Below are 16601 nucleotides of genomic sequence, written 5' to 3' on the forward strand. Positions count from 1 at the left end.
AATTCTTTTTTACAAAACTCAAGAGCTGATTTTACAACATCTTGCATATCATAATATCTATATTCCCCTAACCTTCCACCAAAATAAACATTTTTTTCTTTTTTTGATAAAGCATAATATTCATTATAAAGCGATTGGTTTTTTTTATCATTAATAGGATAATAAGGCTCAACTTTTAAGTTCCACTCTAAAGGATATTCCTCGCTAACGACAGTGGTTGGGGACTGTAAAAATTCAAAATGCTTATGCTCTATTGTTCTTGTATATGGAACTTCCTTATCTGTATAATTAACAACTGCAACACCTTGAAAATTTTCTTGATTTAAAACCTTGTGTTTAAAATCTAAACTTCTATACTCTAAAGCTCCGAATTTATAATCATAATAAGAATCTATAGGACCTGTAAATATAATTTTTTTAGCTTTATTGGCAAATTCTCTTCTATTTTGAATAAAATCAACATTTTTTATAACTTCACATTCCTTGAGCATTTTTTCAAAAATCAAAGTATAGCCACCTTTAGGAATTCCTTGATAAGGATCCCTAAAGTAATTGTTATCATAAATATATCTTACAGGAATTCTTTTAATGATCGATACTGGTAATTGAGAACATTCTCTCCCCCATTGCTTTTCAGTATATCCTTTAATAAGTGTTTTATAAATATCAACTCCGACTAATGAGATAGCTTGTTCTTCTAAATTTTTTGGCTCATCTTTAATAAATGCACTTTGTTCTTGTATTATTTTTTGAGCCTCTTGTGGAGTTTTAACACCCCATAATTGATAAAAAGTATTCATATTAAAAGGAAGATTATAAATACTACCTTTATAATTTGCTATTGGAGAATTAATAAAATGATTAAATTCGCAAAAATTTTGCATATATTTCCAAATTTTTTCATCTGAAGTTCTAAAAATATGAGCACCATATTTATGGACATTGATTTCTTGTATATTTTCAGTATAACAATTACCTCCGATATGCGACCGCTTTTCTATAACCAAACATTTCAATTTTTTCTTTGACGCTTCATAAGCAAAAATACTGCCGAATAATCCGCTTCCAACAATTAAATAATCAAACATAATCAACTCTTTATGCGTTTATAAATTTTGAATTCTAGCAAAAAAAACTTAAAACTTTGTTTCTAAATAATCTCATCATTTTGTTAATATATTTATACAAAAAAAATATTCTTTTATATTTAAGAATCTTCCAAAAATAGCTATTATTATTTAATAATAAAGTTAACTTATTTTTTATTCTCCATGGGTCTAAATTGATAAAAAATATTTTAAAAGTATTTTCAAACATATGTCCAAAAAAAGCTCTTTTTGCTAAAAAAATAAAATCGCTATCTTTAGACTTTAAAAAATTAAATATAGCAAGAAATACAAAAAACATACTTGCAGCAGAATAATATTTTTTCATCATAATAACATCTTTATTGAAAGAATCATAAAGATTAACCAAATGCAACGGAGGATTAAAATCGTTAGATATATTAATAGTGCTATTATTTCTTATCCTATAATAATGCAATATTTTTGGTAAAACATAAATAGAGCTACTCTGGAAAAATAATAACATTCCAAAATGATGATCTTCGTGAATTATATTATTAATAAATTTTAAATTTATTCTTTTTAAATAGCCAAAGTTAATCATCCCTGACCAAATAAAATAAAAACTATCAACATTATACTTTATACTTTTTTTTAACCAATCAATAGGAGTTATATTTCCCTCTTGATAGCTATAATAATCTAAAAGACAAGTCCACTGTTTTTGAAAATTATTTTCAAAAATAGCATCACTCTTAAACCAAATTATATCTGTAGAATTATTAGTTTTTGAAATACATTCTTCAATGCAATCAAAACTCCAAAAATCATCAGAATCCAAAAAAATAATATAATCAATAAAAGGAGGTGTGTGTTTCTCTGAAGAAATTTTATGGTTTTTAAAAACAGAATAAATTTCATAAGGATTATAACCCTCTAAAGCCAATTCGATTAATTGTTGTTTATAATGCATCTTTATATTTTTAAGGTTATATTTTCCGCTGAAATAATCTATGCCTACATTTCTTGCTTCACTCTGCCCTTTATTCTTTTTATCAAATAAGATAATCCTCTTGTCTTTTGAAACATATTTTTTAGCTATATTTAAAGAATCATCTGTGCTCCCATCATTAACCAAAACTATATGTAAATTTTTGTAAGTTTGATTAATTACACTATCTAAGCATTCTTTTAGATATTTTTCCACATTATATATTGGAATAACTATGCCTACAGCTTTCATTCTTAACAATCTGTTAAAAACAAATCGCTTGAAAAAACTTTATCTTTTACCTTTAAAAGTTTTTCTTCAAGGCGATTAGCTACAATTAAATCAACACTATTTAAAAAATTACCTAAATTATTTTCAATTCTAATATTTTCAAATTCTCGACTATTGATTAAAGGTTCATAGATAATGAAATTAATATTTTTATTATATTCTTTTATAAAATTCATAATATCAAAAATCACAGAACTTCTAAAATTATCAGAATTATGCTTCATAATCAATCTATAAATACCTATAATTTTCACATCGCTTTTGGCTATCAATTTAGCTATAAATTGTTTTCTAATGGCATTTGACTCTACAATAGACCCAATTAAACTATTTGGAACGCCCTCAAAACTAGCTAAAAGTTGTTTAGTATCTTTTGGCAGACAATATCCCCCATAACCGAAACTAGGATTGTTGTAATAATTTCCAATTCTAGGATCGGCGCAAATACCTTTAATTATATCTAAAGTATTCAATCTATGAACTCGAGCATATGAATCAATTTCATTAAAAAAACCCACTCTCATGGCCAAATAAGCATTAGAAAAAAGTTTAACGCTTTCGGCTTCATTTGAGTCCATATAAAATACTTTTACATTTTTTGCATCAATATTTTTATAAAACAATTCACCTATTTTTTTACCTAAGGATTCTTTATTTCCAATTATAATTCTACTTGGATTTAAGCTATCATAAAGTGCATAACCTTCTCTTAGAAATTCTGGAGAAAAAACAATATTTTGATATTGAAAATTTTCTTTTAATTTTTCTGTATATCCTATTGGTATTGTACTTTTTATAATGACAGTAGCTCTTAATTTTTTACTTATTAAATTTTCTAAAACTTTTTCAATATTACTTGTATCAAAAAAATTAATTTCTTCTTTATAATTTGTTGAAACAGCGATTATTACATAATCAAATTCCTCACAAGATTTTAAAGAATTAATATCAACTGCTTTTAGCTTATTAGGATTTTCTTGAAAAAAAATTTTTATAAGATCATCTTGGATGGGTGATTGATTATTATTAATACTTTTTATTTTTTCTTTATTAATATCAGCTAATACAACATCATAGTTTTTAGAAAATACAATAGCATTAGCAAGTCCCACATATCCTATACCTACAACTAAAATATTCATAATCTATACCTACTCTTTCTTAAATCAAATATTTTCTTTTGCATTAAACGATAGAATTTAGTATGCGAAAGTATACTTTTTAAATGGTAAAAACCTAATAACTTAAAAAGTATCTTTTTTAAATAATTGTTATTAAGCTCAAATATATAAGGTTTATATATAAAAGAATTAAGAGAATAAAAATTATTATCTTGCGCACCAATAAAAATTTTTTTTCTACTAATAACAATTTGATAAAATTCTTTTTTTTCTGTATCAAAGAAACTATAATAATTATATTTTAAAAAATAAATAAATGGTATCAGTTCTTGCTCTGAAAAATTATATTTTAGCATTAAATTTAAAATACTATTTCGTTGCTGATTTGTTAGAGAATTAAAATATTGTTTACAATTTAAAATATCTTTATTGTCCAAATTCCTGTTTATTGAAATATCCAAAGATTCACTTTCATCAAAAAACCAAGAATTTGGCAAAACTCCTTTACCAAAATAGATACACTTGATTAAATACTTTTTTGCAAATATTTGAATTTTTGATTTTTGAATATCCTCCAAAGAGCTGCAAATTAAAAAATAGTTAATTTTATTTTTGTTAATATATTCCAATAAATACTCTTCATTTAAAAAATTCTGATTATTGAATTTTATTATTATGCCAATATAAACGCTAATATCTCTGAAAAAATTTAAATCAACTTCTTCATTGCAAATCAATAATATATTATTTTCTTTTGCACCTATTACTTGCAAAGGATTAATGCTATAACTATTAATCTTTTTTAAATTTGCATAAAATTGCTTATGATTTATATTTTTATTACTCATGTATCCATTTTGATTAGGTTCTACATGCCAAAAATGATACATATAAATTCCATAAAAACTCATTTCGTATCCAAGTAAAGAAAACCAAGAGCGAAAACCTTCAAAATTAATAAAATTCCAATTTCTAAAATCATAATATAAATTTATAGGCATTTTTTCAAAAACAACGCAAGAGTGTAGTACTCTAGCAAAAAAATCAAAATCTTCATATCCATGACCTATAAATTTTTCATTATTTCCACCTAATGCCAAAAACTTATGCTTATTAATAATTATACTAGAAGTTGAACTAGGGGCAAAAAAATTGATTAATGAATTTTTTCCGCTGATTAAATCATTTTGAATTAAAGCATCCCATATATCTTCATCTTGATTATAAACAAAAGAAGAACCATATTCTGTAAGATAAATTACCGGTAAAACAAATATGATATTATAATTTATTGTAATATTTTTAATCTTAATAAGATTTAAAATCTTTTCTAAAGAAAAGGGACTAACATAACAATCAACATCTAAAAACATAATCACTTGAGCATTTGCAAAACAAGCACCTAAATTTCTACATTTTCCTTGAGAAAAAAAATCTTTTTGAGATTCATCTTTTAAATAAATATGACCATTTTCTTCTATGATTTGCTTTAGATTATTTTCTAATGAAGAATAACCCTCAACAAAAATATATTCTATTTTTTCATCACTCTTTAAGCGAGTAGCTTTTTGCATGACTCTATCTTGTATATAAGCTCTTTCCTTACTTAAGCCAAAAGGGATGATTATAGATAAAATGGGAGACATTAAATCACACATTTCCTATGGCATAAAGCTGGATGATTCCTACTACTTTACCCTCTTTTCCTACAACAATTTCTTTAATCTTATGTTTTAACATCAATTCTTCAGCCTCGCTTGCCATAGCATCCGCATCGATAACTTTTGGATTGTCACTCATAATCTCTTTTGCTTTAAAATCAAATCTTGGCTTATCACTCATTTTTAAAGCTCGACGTAAATCTCCATCGGTAATAATTCCAACCAACTTCTCATTTTCTATAACAACGCAAAGTCCAAGTTTTCCGCTTGTCATCACATTGACAAGATCATTAAATTCAGTATCTGGATGTACAATAGGAAGATTTTTTGAAACCATAAGATCTTTTACCTTTGTCAAAAGCTTACGTCCTAGGCTTCCACCTGGGTGAAAAAGGGCAAAATCATCGGGTTTAAAATTTTTCATTTTCATCAAAACAGCTGCTAAAGCATCGCCCATTACTAATGTTGCCGTTGTTGAAGACATAGGGGCAAGTTTAAGAGGACAAGCCTCTTTTTTAACCGAAATATCCAAACAAACATCAGCTTGCTTTGCTAGAGTGGAATTTAAATTACCCGTCATTGCTATAAGGGTGATTTTTCTTCTTTTGATAACAGGGATAATTTTTAAAAGCTCTTCAGTTTCGCCTGAATTTGAAATAGCGATTAAAACATCTTCTGGAGTCATCATACCAAGATCACCATGCAAAGCTTCTCCAGGATGGATAAAAAAGCTAGGGGTTCCCGTACTAGCTAAAGTTGCTGCGATTTTGGCACCTATGTGGCCTGATTTTCCCATACCGCTAACTATACATCTTCCCTTGGCTTGAATAATAAATTGAATCGCTTGATTAAAATCTTCATTCAAATGAGAAGTCAAATCAAATATAGACTCAGCTTCTATTTTAAAAACTTCCTTTGCAATTTCAATCGCTTCCATAAAAACAACCTTTAGAGATTTAAAACAACATTTGTTGCAACGGCAATTTGATAAAGAATTTGAGTTAGCATACTAAAGATTTGCAAATTCTCGCTTTCAACTTTAGGTAAAACTAAGATGGAATCCCCTGGATGCATTGTAATATTTCCATTAAATTTTTCAGCCTTACCATTGCTACGTATAACTAAAACCTTAGAAGTATCGGCTCTTTCTCCATAACCTCCAGCAAGATTGATATAATATTTCAAATCTTTACCCTTGTCAAAAACAAAAGCACCTGGCAAAGAGACTTCACCTTGAACGATTACAAGATTGTTTTTACTTGGAACATTGATCACATCCCCATCTTCTAAAATCACGGATTTGTAAGATTTTGGATTATCAATAACGATTTGTCCTTTAGGCTCAACCTGCTTAGCCCTTTGGATAAATTCAAGAATCAATTTTGCCTGTTCAGCTCTAATAGCAGCACCTTGAGAGGTAACCGAAGTGCTTGTTAAGGCTAAGGTTTCTAGTTCTTTAAGTTGAGCATTGATGAGTTCTTTTTGAGTTTTGGCAACAGATTTTCTAAAAACCTGTAAAGCATTAACATTGGATTGATCATTAAACATAATAAGCCTTGAGGCATCCTCTAAAGTTGTCCCTTTTTTAACCACCAAATTTTTAAGCCCACTATGTTCGCCACTTACAGTGATCGTGATATTTTTAGAGATATATTCTGGATTAAATTGCACCTCATCGCCGGTTTGCAATAAAACTTTAGAAAATTGCATTTTATTATAAGCGCTGACATTGAGTTTATGGTCCTCTCCATAGCTTTTAACTACAGCATTGGTTACTATAGGTTTTGCTCCTGCTACACGCGCCAAATCACTTAAAGTCTTAATATCATTTGAAAGTTCAAAGCGAAAAGGTCTTTGCACATCCCCGCTTGCAAAGGCATAATTTTGCACATTACCCACTAAAATAACATCCCCACTTCTAAAAGGAAAAAGATCCATTTGGCCTTTAAGTAAAAAATTATACAAATCTATATTTTTAATCACTTGATTGTTTCTTAGAATTTCAATATCTCTAAAACTTCCATATTCTAAATTAATCCCACCTGCTTTATCAAGATATTGTATCACAGAATCTGAACTTAATCCTTGATAAAGTCCTGGAGAATTCACACTTCCTGTTACAAAAACAGAAACATTTTGATAGGCGTTCATATCGGCATAAACAAAAACATTGCTTTTATAAATCCTATTAACATGAGCTTTAATCACACTCACTAAAGCACTATTTTTTACACCCAATAAATTAACAGCACCTACTTTTGGGATAAAAATATTACCTTGAGAATCCACAACAAGTACACGCTCAAATTCAACAGCACCCCAAATTTTTAAACTGATTTGATCGCCTACTGCAATTTTATAGTCAGGATTATAAACCCTTTGAGTGTAATTTTTAAAATTTCCATTAAAGAGATGTGCGCCAAAAACAGGAGTTATATCATCATCGGTTTTTACCATATTTTCTTGTTGAAACTTAGAATCACTTGTACTTATATTTTTATCTGATATGAAATTAGTATTCTCATTTTCAACTGCAGTAATTTGAGAAACATCCACTGAACCAAAAGCAAAAACAAAAGAAAATAAAAATAAAACAATCTTTTTCATCAATATTTGTGCTCCTCCATAATCATTTTAGCAAATTTAATAATGCCATATAATAAAGATAAAACCATAAAGGCTGTTAAAATATCATAAATTCTTTCAGGATATTTTGCAATTTGAGGCTTAGTAGGACTTTGGATTACAACAAGTTGCTTAATCTTTCTTACCGCCTCAATTCTTGCACTTTCATAAGCTTTTAAAGCTGATTCATAAGCTTTTTGAGTAAAATTCGCTTCTATGGTCAAATCTTGAAATTTGGCAGCAAGATTATTTAATTTTTGTGAAGGATTATTAGCTGAAATTTTAGACTTTTCTTTTAATAATTGTTTTTTTAAAGCTACAATTTCAGCTTTTAGAGTTACAATCTCTGGTGCTGCATCATTCATATAGCTTTGTAAGCTTAAAAGCTTAGCTTCTTTTTGAGCTAAATTAGCCTCAATTTCTGAAATCAATTTAGCTTTGCTTTCAGCTTGTTTTAAAGGATCGAATACTCCGTATTTATTTTGAAAAGCAATTAAATCATTTTGTGCTTTTTGAAATTTGTCTTTAAATTTTAAAACTTCACTTTCAGCAAAAGCCATTTGATCTCTTGCTGATTTATGAGAAATTTCATTAACAAATTTTTCACTTTCTTCCATAATAGTTTTAGCGATCAAATAAGAAGATTCTGGACTAAAACCCTCTACTTCAACGCTTAATAATCCAGTTTGATTATCAGTATGAATTTTAATACGACTTTGGTAGTATCTTAAAAAAGCCTCATTGGAGCTTGATTGCCATAATTTATAAAACAAATCTAAATGTTGTTCATTGTAAAGTTTTTTAAGCTGAATTTTTTGATCTAGAATTTTTAACATATCAGAAGAATGAATATAGCCTTTAAGATATTTTATATCTTCACTAGCAGCAGAATTTGAGGAAAGCAAGGATAAAATGCCATTAGCTTGAACACTGGTCCCACTTGTAGCTCTAACATCTAAAATCATAGTGGTTACATAACGAGGTGCAGCGATAAATACATAATAAACCACCACAAAAATCATCAAAAACCAAACAATTTTAAAAGAATCAAAAATACTTAAATCTTTAATTTTTTTCACAAATGTTTTTTTTTCTTCCATTAAGCTCTTCCTTGATAAACCGCTATACCTTCATCAACATCATCATAAACAGTTACTTTTCCATTTTCCATAAAAATAATTTTATCACACCATTCTTTAATTTCAGCTACATTATGTGAAACCATAATCACTTTTGATTGACTAAGTCTTTCTTTATAAAGTTTTACACTTTTTTCTCTAAAGGAAGGATCACCCACTGCACCCGCTTCATCGATTAAATAATAATCAAAATCAAAAGCCATACTAAGCCCAAAAGCAATCCTGGCGCTCATTCCAGAAGAATAAGTTTTCATCGGCTCATCAAAAAATTTTCCAAGCTCAGCAAAATCTTCTACAAATTGCACTTTTTCTTGCAATTTTTTCCCTCTATAACCATAAACTCTTGCTACGAATTTAGCATTATCCCTTGCAGTAAGCGAACCTTGAAAGGCTCCACTTAAACCTAAAGGCCAAGATAGTTTTTTATTGGTGATTATCTTGCCACTATCTGGAAGCTCAGATCCACTTAAAAGTCTCATTAAAGTCGATTTTCCTGCTCCATTTCTACCCATTAAACCTATGCTGCAATTTTCAGGAAATTCAAAGGTAAAATCTCTAAAAACATAATGCCTTCCGCCACTAAACAAAGGATAAGATTTTGTCAAATTTAGAATTTTTATCATTGTTTTCTTACCGCTGTTAAAGCTTGTCTATTATGATGATAAAAAAACAAGCCTATAAAAAGTGTTATAGTGATACAAAAAATAGGATAAGCATAATTATAATCATCGCTTATTGGATAATTTTCAAAAAAATTATATCTTAATAATTCCATAACATGAAGCAAAGGATTGTAATAAAATAAATTTAATAAAGATCTAGGTGCAAGCCAAGCTGGAAAAATAATACCCGAAGTCCAATAAAAAATAATGCTATAATAAGCTAATAATGTTCTTAAAGGCTCAACAAAATGCCAAATAATTGCAAAACAAATCCCCAAAGAAAAGCCTGAACAAAAAAGTAAAAATATACAAAAAGAAACGTCCAAAAAATTTTTTGGTATCACTTCTAAATGAAAAAACCAACCTGCAAAAAATAAAACAAGGATAAAAATCACAAAATAAATACAAAACTCAAGCAAAGCTCTAGCAATAAAAACATGTATAGGTTTAACAGGTTTATAAGCAAATAAGGCTAAATTTGCTCCTATACCATTCATAAGCTGAGTCACTATACTTCTAAACATAAAAAAAGGCATAATACCAGAAATTAAAAACATAAAAATAGAAATTCCTTCAGGCATAACCTCATGATGATATTCTCTAACTAGTGTCCCTATGATGGTAATTATTAAAATAATCGCCATAGGTTCACCCACAACCCAAAGATAACCCAAATGCCTATTAGTGCCAAATCTGGTTTTTAGCTCTCTAAAAAAAAGTGCATAAATTACATTTAACATTTGATTTTATACCACCAATTTTTACTTAAAAAGTATAATATTAACTCATTTTGTTAAACAATAAAATATTTTTTAAAAAATTCTATTTTTTTAGCAAAACCTAAAGTATTGTCTGTTAATTTAACCCAAATGATTTCAAGGGTATAAATTTTAGCTTTTTTATCAAGTCTAGCAAAAGAAAATTTAGAAAAATATATTTTCTCTTGTTCTTTACTTGCTCTTTTAAATTCAGCTTTGGCTTGAATCCCTTTTAAAAAAGCGATTTTATTTTCCTTGGCAATATTTACAGCAACGCTAGAATTTTTAAAAGCTAATTGAATATGTTTTGTATTTTCATGAGAAGCGATTATGAAAGCAAGATTTTTTTCATCAAAAGCATAAAAAGCACTAGCGGTATAAACTCCTACATTATCGATCATAGACCATGATAAAAGTTTTTCATTTTTTATAAAATTTAAAATTTTTTCATCCATAATTAAAATTATACTCAACAAAATTTAAAATCAGCCGATATAATACAAAAATTAAAAGGAGTTGGTTATGCAAATTGATGCAAGTAAAAATCAAAGTTTTTCTATGGACTATACCACTAAAAGTGGTAAGCATTTAAGTCTTTCAATGTATGATAATCAAAGTTTAAATTATAATGATAAAGATGGCAAACAATTAAGCTTAAAACATCAATATGGATTTAGCTTTACTTTTGAAGGTTCTAAATTAACTCAAAATGATATGGATGAAATCAAAAATGCCATGAAAGATGTAGAACCTATGCTAAATAACTTCTTAGCTAATTCAAAAGTAGGAGAATTAAAACCTAAAGAACTTATTCAAACCGCTATGCAAATTGCCGATGTTTTACCAACTCCAAAAGATGAAAATCATAAAAATGCTATCGCAAGCAATTTAACTAATAAACTAGATAGCCTATTAAAACAAAATCAAACTAACAATAAAGATACAAATGCATCCATGCTAGAAGATAGCAAAAAGCTCTTAGATGAAGTTTTAGAGCAAATGAAAAAACAGCTTGAAAAACAACAAGAGCAAAACAATAAAGAAAAAGATGGTTTAAATCTTTACGCTTAAAAAGGTTGATCATGCAAAATGTGCAAATTGTAGAAAATATGCTTAAACTCCAGCAAAAATTAAATGATGAAACCAACGGTATTGGTTGGGAGGAAGGCTATACTAAAGAAGGAAAATTGATCAGTTGGAGACGTTGTATTTATATGGAATGCGCTGAACTCATCGATTCTTTTGCTTGGAAACATTGGAAAAATATTTCAGAACCGACAAATTGGGAAAATGTACGTATAGAAATCGTAGATATTTGGCATTTTATTTTAAGCTTACTCCTTGAAAATAAAAAACAAGATTTTCACCTTTTTGCTACAGAAATTGCTTCTGTAAGTGTATTTCAAGATTTTTGCAAAGAAGAAAATAAACCGAGCGAAAATCAAAGTGAAATTTATGGCATTTTAAACGATATAGAACTTATTATCCATAAATGCAGCGGCTTTGACTTTGATTTGGGCGAGTTATTATCTGTTTATTTTATTCTAGCAATCAAATGCGGTCTTAATTTAAATAGCCTTTATCAAATTTACATAGGAAAAAATGTCCTCAACGCCTTTAGACAAGATCATGGTTATAAAAATGGCACTTATATAAAAAATTGGAATGGTAAAGAAGATAATGAAGTTCTAAATGAAATTTTAAAAACAGAAATCGATTATGAAAAAATTTATAATCATCTTGAAGAAGAATACAAAAAAGTCTCTCTATGCAAATTTTAAAACTCTCTTTACAAGATTTTTTTTCGCTTAAATTTTTAAAATTTGCTCTTATCCCTCTTGCTTGTAGTCTTTTATTTATGAGTATTTTAGGGATCTTTGGTTTTTCATTTTTAACCAATTATTTTCATTCTTTATTTAGCGTTAGCGAGGATTCTTTTTGGGCTTGGTTTTATGCTTTTCATGTAGTTCAAGTATTGCTTACTGTGATAAGCTTTTTATTTTCAGGCTTTATTGTTGTTTTTGCTTCTGTTTTTCTTGCTCTTTTTATCACCTCTTTTCTAACTCCTTTTATCGTTAAAGAAATCAATAGAAAATATTATCATTATAGCCTTGAAGAAGAAGTTGGATCCCTTAGAGTATTTTTTGAAATTTTTAAAATATTTATAAAATTTGGCTTCTTTTTTATACTTTGCACCTTAGCTTTATTTTTGCCTTTTGTCAATCTTTTTATTTATTATTTTGTTTTTTACTATCTTTTTCATAAACTATTGATTTTAGATGTAACAAGTTCGGTTTTAGATCAGCAAAATTTTAAAAACTTTAATGCCAAATTTTCTCCTTTTGAATTTAAATTTAGCACCTTATGTTTTTACATCCTTTCTTCTGTACCATTTTTAGGACTTTTTTTTCAAGTATTTTTTGTGATTTTCTTAACCCATTTAAGCTATCAAAAAATTTTAAAACTTAAAACTTGAAATTTTAATATTATGATTATAAAGATAAGCTCTTAATAATCTTGGAATTTTAGCTTTTCTACACTCCTCTTTAAAATTTTTTGGAAGTTTTTCGCAAAGCTCGTAATTAAAAACGAAAGCTTTATCATCCTTATAAGCTATGGCAATTTTTCCACTGATAACACAATCGCTTTTTAGCATTTGCACTCTTTGTTTAGCACTTGGAACAATCCCTTGAATTTTCAATGCTTTTGCGATCATGCTTTCTTCTTTGGGGCAAACTAAAATCCCTTTAAAATTTTGTATTTTTTCAAAATCATAAATTTTTTGCTGATCTTTACTTAGATAATCAAAACTTCTTTTTAAACCTTTAGAAAATTTTTCGACAAAAAAATTAGAAAATTCTTTTCTTATATAGTTTCTAAAGTATTTTACATCGTTATTGCTTTCATCATTAAAATAAAAAATTTCATTCTCTTTTAAAAAATTTAAAATTTCATTCTTGCTTATGCAAAGCAAAGGTCTTATAATGCAATATTTTTCATGCTTTTCAATTTCATTCATTCCTAAAATCTCTGCCAAACCTGCTCCTCGAGAAAGCTGCATTAAAAACCATTCAAATTGATCGTTAAGATGATGAGCTAAAATAAGATGATTATAAGAATTTTCAAGGCAAATTTGATGAAAAAAATCATAGCGAAAATCCCTAGCTTCTTTTTCAAAATTGCCTTTAAATTTGGGGGCAGTTTTTATAAAAATTTGTTTTTGAAATTTTAAAGCAAGTTTTTTAGCCTCATTTTCTTCTTTATCACTATTTACCCTAGTTTTATAATTAATCAAAGCTAGATCAAATGAAATATCATTTTGCATTAAAAAATAAAAAAGCGCACTTGAATCACTCCCATAAGAAAAAGCGAGTAAATTTTTACCCTTTTTTAATAATTCTAAAATTTCATGCTTAATCTGCATCGATTTTTCTTAAAGCCTTAGCGATTAATTTTTTATCCAAGCTTTGAGTGATCTCACACTCATAAATTTGTCCCATTTCCAAATCACCGCACTCGCTTTCATTGATAAGAATTTCTCCATCAATTTCTCTATCCCATCTTAAATCTTTTCCTGCGATGAAAAAAGCTCCCTCGCTACTTTCCCCAGTACAAACCACTAAACGCTTTTTACCTACTTCTTTTTCAAAACTTTTCTCTAAAACCTTACCGATAATTTTTTCGATTTTTTTAAGACGAGCATTGATTGTTTTAAAAGGAATTTGCTCCATATCAAAAGCTGCTGTATCTTCTTCTTTAGAATAAGCAAAAACACTCACTCTATCAAAGCCAAAATTTTGGACAAAATCACAAAGCTCTTCAAAATCCGCATCACTTTCTCCAGGATGTCCCACAATAAAACCCGTGCGCAAAAAACTATCAGGTGTATTTTTCATTAAAGTGAGCATTTCTTTAAGTTTTTTTTGCCCAGCCCCACGCTTCATAATTTTAAGCATAGAATCGCTAATATGCTGCAAAGGCATATCAAAATAATTCACAAAAATTTTAGAAGCTATAATGCGTTTGATTAAAGCCTCACTCGCACTCGTTGGATAAAGATATAAAATTCTAGCTGCTCTTACACCCTTTATTTTTTCTATCTCATCGATTAAGCGTATAAGTCCATTTTTTTCGCCTTTGTCAAATAAATAAGAACTCGTATCTTGCGCGATAAATGAAAAATCCTTATAGCCTTTTTGCGCCAAATCCCTAACTTCGGCAACAATGCTTGAAATTTCTCTTGATTTTAACTTGCCTTTAAAGCTTGGTATAGCACAAAATGAACATTTTTGATTACACCCTTCTGCAATTTTTATAAAAGCATGAAAATTAGAACCCGTGATTACTCTTTTTGTGTTTTCATTTTGTAGATACGTCGAGGAAGAAAATAAATTCGTTTTTTTAAGTATCATTTCATCGATTCTTTCATAATCAGCCACGCCAGTAAAAAGATCAACTTCGGGTAATTCTTTCATCAATTCTTCTTGATAACGCTGCATCAAACAGCCCGTAACCACTAAAAGTGAATCTTTTTTTCTTTGCTCGTGTAAATTTAAAATCGCATTGATGCTTTCTTTTTTAGCGCTTTCTATAAAACCACAAGTATTGACAATCAAAACATCTGCCATACTTGGATCATCACACAATTCATAAGCACTAAGACGTCCTAGCATGATCTCGCTATCGACTAAATTTTTATTACAACCTAAAGACATTAGATAAAGTTTTGACATATTTCTCACTTTTTAAATTTGAATTTTCATTTTTTTTTTTTTGATAAAATAAGTTTTTTAAAATTATAACAAAATAATAATTAGGAAATTTTTTATGGATAAGAAAAATGTGGTTTTGCTTGGCGCAAGTAACTCTAGAATGCCTGGAGGGATTCAAGCTGGTCTAAATCAAGATAATATTAATTTTACCAATTTATCATTAGGCGGAACTACTTCTTTGCATAAACTTTACTCCTTAAAAAGAGAGGAAAATCAAGAAGTGCTTAAAAAAGCAGATTTGATAGTGATAGAAGTTAATATTATGGATATATCAATATTCTCGGTGTCAAATTTAAACACAACGCTAAGAAATATTGATTATCTTTATGATGAACTCACTTTATTTAATGTTAAAATAATGATATTAATACTATTTGATCCTAGGATAGAACATGATCAAAATGCGAATACTATAAATAACCTTCATAAATATAAAGCTAAAGAATATGGCTATAATGTTATAGATATTAACAATATTGTAAATAAATTTGACCTGTATCATTTTTTTATGAAACCTGATTGTTATCATATGCTAACCTCTATAATGTATCAACTTGGAAAAAATATCGCTAACAATATTTCTTGTTTTCATTTTCCATGCAAAAATAAACAATTTAATCATCAATTTGAAATAATTACTCCTGATGAGTTGGAAATTATAAATGGTGATTTCAATAAAAAGATAATAAGAGATTTAACATATAGAGAAACTGTTTATAAAATTGATAAAAATCATATTCTTAAAATACCAGAAAAATATAATAAATTTAAATTAATAGGAATGCATACTTTTAATAATATCAGTTTATTGATTAATCAAAAAATGGGTGCATATGAAAAAAGAACAAAGAGTTATTCTAGTTTAGTTTTGGAACAAAAAAAGGGAAAATTAATAAAGTATTTTTGGGGATATAATACATTTCAAGATATATCAAATAATTTTATTTTAGATAAAGATACCTTAGTAAAATTTAATCTTAAAGAAAAATATTCTGAATTGTCTTTTGAGGTTAATTATATTGATAATTATATTAATACTCTTGATTATGTAAATTTAGTTTCTTTATTTGTAGTTAAAGAAGATCCTAATGCTGTTAAAAATATAAATTATGATTGGTTGTATCAAAGAGAAATTAATATTGATAAAAAATATAATTTTGATCATTTGATACCAGATTTATTGCTGATTAAAGAAAGTGTTGAAGAATATTGCATAAAAATGGATCCTATTAAACAAGCACTCTTGCAAAATCAAATCAATGCTTTAAATACTCAAATATCTAATTTAAATAATGAAAAATTAAATTTACAAAATAATTTTCAGGCTCAGCTCAACTCCATCCCTATTAAAAAACAACATTTAGAATTAGCTAATTTAGAACAAGACCTAATCATCAAAAAACTAGAAAGTAAAAAATTAGCTAAATCTTTAGGAATTAAAATGGATATTATTAATCCTAAAGTAACTTTTATCCAAGCTAATTCAGCTAAAGCAAGAATTCAAAACCAACTTT

16 protein-coding genes are annotated in these 16601 nt (G+C 27.8%); 4 read left to right on the plus strand and 12 right to left on the minus strand.

The features are described 5' to 3' along the window. The 10 genes from glf to H2280_RS07335 all read right to left on the minus strand — a co-directional run. A partial coding sequence (gene glf / locus H2280_RS07290) for a UDP-galactopyranose mutase (RefSeq protein ID WP_337216096.1) occupies window positions 1–1088 on the minus strand: 1088 nt, incomplete at its 3' end. Window positions 1089–1122: 34 nt separating this feature from the next. After that, window positions 1123–2310 (minus strand): glycosyltransferase family 2 protein, encoded by a 1188-nt coding sequence (locus H2280_RS07295; RefSeq protein WP_337216111.1) that lies wholly within the window; start codon window positions 2308–2310, stop codon window positions 1123–1125. A gap of 2 nt (window positions 2311–2312) precedes the next feature. Next, a complete protein-coding gene (locus H2280_RS07300) occupies window positions 2313–3491 on the minus strand; it encodes a nucleotide sugar dehydrogenase (protein WP_337216097.1) in 1179 nt (392 codons plus the stop codon). Beyond that, on the minus strand, window positions 3488–5116 hold the full coding sequence (locus tag H2280_RS07305; RefSeq protein ID WP_337216098.1) for a galactosyltransferase-related protein: 1629 nt from the start codon (window positions 5114–5116) through the stop codon (window positions 3488–3490). Before H2280_RS07305 ends, H2280_RS07300 begins: the two co-directional genes overlap by 4 nt. A 4-nt stretch (window positions 5117–5120) precedes the next feature. Beyond that, complete coding sequence (locus H2280_RS07310; protein ID WP_337216099.1) at window positions 5121–6068, minus strand: KpsF/GutQ family sugar-phosphate isomerase; 948 nt, start codon at window positions 6066–6068, stop codon at window positions 5121–5123. Window positions 6069–6079: 11 nt separating this feature from the next. Further along, a complete protein-coding gene (locus H2280_RS07315) occupies window positions 6080–7738 on the minus strand; it encodes a polysaccharide biosynthesis/export family protein (RefSeq protein WP_337216100.1) in 1659 nt (552 codons plus the stop codon). After that, on the minus strand, window positions 7738–8856 hold the full coding sequence (locus H2280_RS07320) for a capsule biosynthesis protein (RefSeq protein ID WP_337216101.1): 1119 nt from the start codon (window positions 8854–8856) through the stop codon (window positions 7738–7740). The genes H2280_RS07315 and H2280_RS07320 overlap by 1 nt, the downstream gene beginning before the upstream one ends. Beyond that, the gene (locus H2280_RS07325) at window positions 8856–9518 is read right to left on the minus strand and encodes an ABC transporter ATP-binding protein (protein ID WP_337216102.1); all 663 of its coding nucleotides are present in this window, start codon (window positions 9516–9518) and stop codon (window positions 8856–8858) included. Before H2280_RS07325 ends, H2280_RS07320 begins: the two co-directional genes overlap by 1 nt. Next, window positions 9515–10297 carry a capsule polysaccharide transporter KpsM gene (kpsM, locus tag H2280_RS07330; RefSeq protein WP_337216103.1) on the minus strand — a complete coding sequence of 261 codons (783 nt, stop codon included), beginning with the start codon at window positions 10295–10297 and terminating at the stop codon, window positions 9515–9517. The genes H2280_RS07325 and kpsM overlap by 4 nt, the downstream gene beginning before the upstream one ends. 53 nt (window positions 10298–10350) lie before the next feature. After that, window positions 10351–10770, minus strand: coding sequence for a hypothetical protein (locus tag H2280_RS07335; protein WP_337216104.1), 420 nt, complete (start codon window positions 10768–10770; stop codon window positions 10351–10353). A 67-nt stretch (window positions 10771–10837) separates the two neighbouring features. On the opposite strand from H2280_RS07335, the gene ciaI reads away from it, so the two are divergent. Genes ciaI through H2280_RS07350 form a run of 3 tightly spaced genes read left to right on the plus strand, consistent with a single transcriptional unit; the run spans window position 10838 to window position 12791 of the window. Further along, a complete protein-coding gene (gene ciaI / locus H2280_RS07340; RefSeq protein WP_337216105.1) occupies window positions 10838–11386 on the plus strand; it encodes an intracellular survival protein CiaI in 549 nt (182 codons plus the stop codon). Window positions 11387–11397: 11 nt separating this feature from the next. Further along, window positions 11398–12096 carry a dUTPase gene (dut, locus tag H2280_RS07345; protein ID WP_337216106.1) on the plus strand — a complete coding sequence of 233 codons (699 nt, stop codon included), beginning with the start codon at window positions 11398–11400 and terminating at the stop codon, window positions 12094–12096. Further along, window positions 12084–12791, plus strand: a complete 708-nt coding sequence (locus H2280_RS07350) for an EI24 domain-containing protein (protein WP_337216107.1) — start codon at window positions 12084–12086, stop codon at window positions 12789–12791. Before dut ends, H2280_RS07350 begins: the two co-directional genes overlap by 13 nt. Here the strand turns inward: H2280_RS07350 and tilS are convergent. Next, a complete protein-coding gene (gene tilS / locus H2280_RS07355) occupies window positions 12774–13739 on the minus strand; it encodes a tRNA lysidine(34) synthetase TilS (protein WP_337216108.1) in 966 nt (321 codons plus the stop codon). The two genes, H2280_RS07350 and tilS, sit on opposite strands and share 18 nt — an antisense overlap. Then, window positions 13729–15048, minus strand: coding sequence for a 30S ribosomal protein S12 methylthiotransferase RimO (rimO, locus tag H2280_RS07360; protein ID WP_337216109.1), 1320 nt, complete (start codon window positions 15046–15048; stop codon window positions 13729–13731). The genes tilS and rimO overlap by 11 nt, the downstream gene beginning before the upstream one ends. 94 nt (window positions 15049–15142) lie before the next feature. Here rimO and H2280_RS07365 point away from each other — a divergent pair. Continuing rightward, a partial coding sequence (locus H2280_RS07365) for an SGNH/GDSL hydrolase family protein (protein ID WP_337216110.1) occupies window positions 15143–16601 on the plus strand: 1459 nt, incomplete at its 3' end.

Source organism: Campylobacter sp. 2457A (assembly GCF_020135895.1).
Lineage (GTDB): Bacteria > Campylobacterota > Campylobacteria > Campylobacterales > Campylobacteraceae > Campylobacter_D > Campylobacter_D taeniopygiae.

Excerpts from the sequence above, each read along its gene's own strand:
- tilS (WP_337216108.1), bottom strand. The coding sequence starts at position 13,739 with ATGCAGATTAAGCATGAAATTTTAGAATTATTAAAAAAGGGTAAAAAT.
- dut (WP_337216106.1), top strand. The coding sequence starts at position 11,398 with ATGCAAAATGTGCAAATTGTAGAAAATATGCTTAAACTCCAGCAAAAA.
- kpsM (WP_337216103.1), bottom strand. The coding sequence starts at position 10,297 with ATGTTAAATGTAATTTATGCACTTTTTTTTAGAGAGCTAAAAACCAGA.
- H2280_RS07300 (WP_337216097.1), bottom strand. The coding sequence starts at position 3,491 with ATGAATATTTTAGTTGTAGGTATAGGATATGTGGGACTTGCTAATGCT.
- H2280_RS07320 (WP_337216101.1), bottom strand. The coding sequence starts at position 8,856 with ATGGAAGAAAAAAAAACATTTGTGAAAAAAATTAAAGATTTAAGTATT.
- H2280_RS07315 (WP_337216100.1), bottom strand. The coding sequence starts at position 7,738 with ATGAAAAAGATTGTTTTATTTTTATTTTCTTTTGTTTTTGCTTTTGGT.
- H2280_RS07310 (WP_337216099.1), bottom strand. The coding sequence starts at position 6,068 with ATGGAAGCGATTGAAATTGCAAAGGAAGTTTTTAAAATAGAAGCTGAG.
- rimO (WP_337216109.1), bottom strand. The coding sequence starts at position 15,048 with ATGTCAAAACTTTATCTAATGTCTTTAGGTTGTAATAAAAATTTAGTC.
- H2280_RS07305 (WP_337216098.1), bottom strand. The coding sequence starts at position 5,116 with ATGTCTCCCATTTTATCTATAATCATCCCTTTTGGCTTAAGTAAGGAA.
- H2280_RS07325 (WP_337216102.1), bottom strand. The coding sequence starts at position 9,518 with ATGATAAAAATTCTAAATTTGACAAAATCTTATCCTTTGTTTAGTGGC.
- H2280_RS07350 (WP_337216107.1), top strand. The coding sequence starts at position 12,084 with ATGCAAATTTTAAAACTCTCTTTACAAGATTTTTTTTCGCTTAAATTT.
- H2280_RS07335 (WP_337216104.1), bottom strand. The coding sequence starts at position 10,770 with ATGGATGAAAAAATTTTAAATTTTATAAAAAATGAAAAACTTTTATCA.
- H2280_RS07295 (WP_337216111.1), bottom strand. The coding sequence starts at position 2,310 with ATGAAAGCTGTAGGCATAGTTATTCCAATATATAATGTGGAAAAATAT.
- ciaI (WP_337216105.1), top strand. The coding sequence starts at position 10,838 with ATGCAAATTGATGCAAGTAAAAATCAAAGTTTTTCTATGGACTATACC.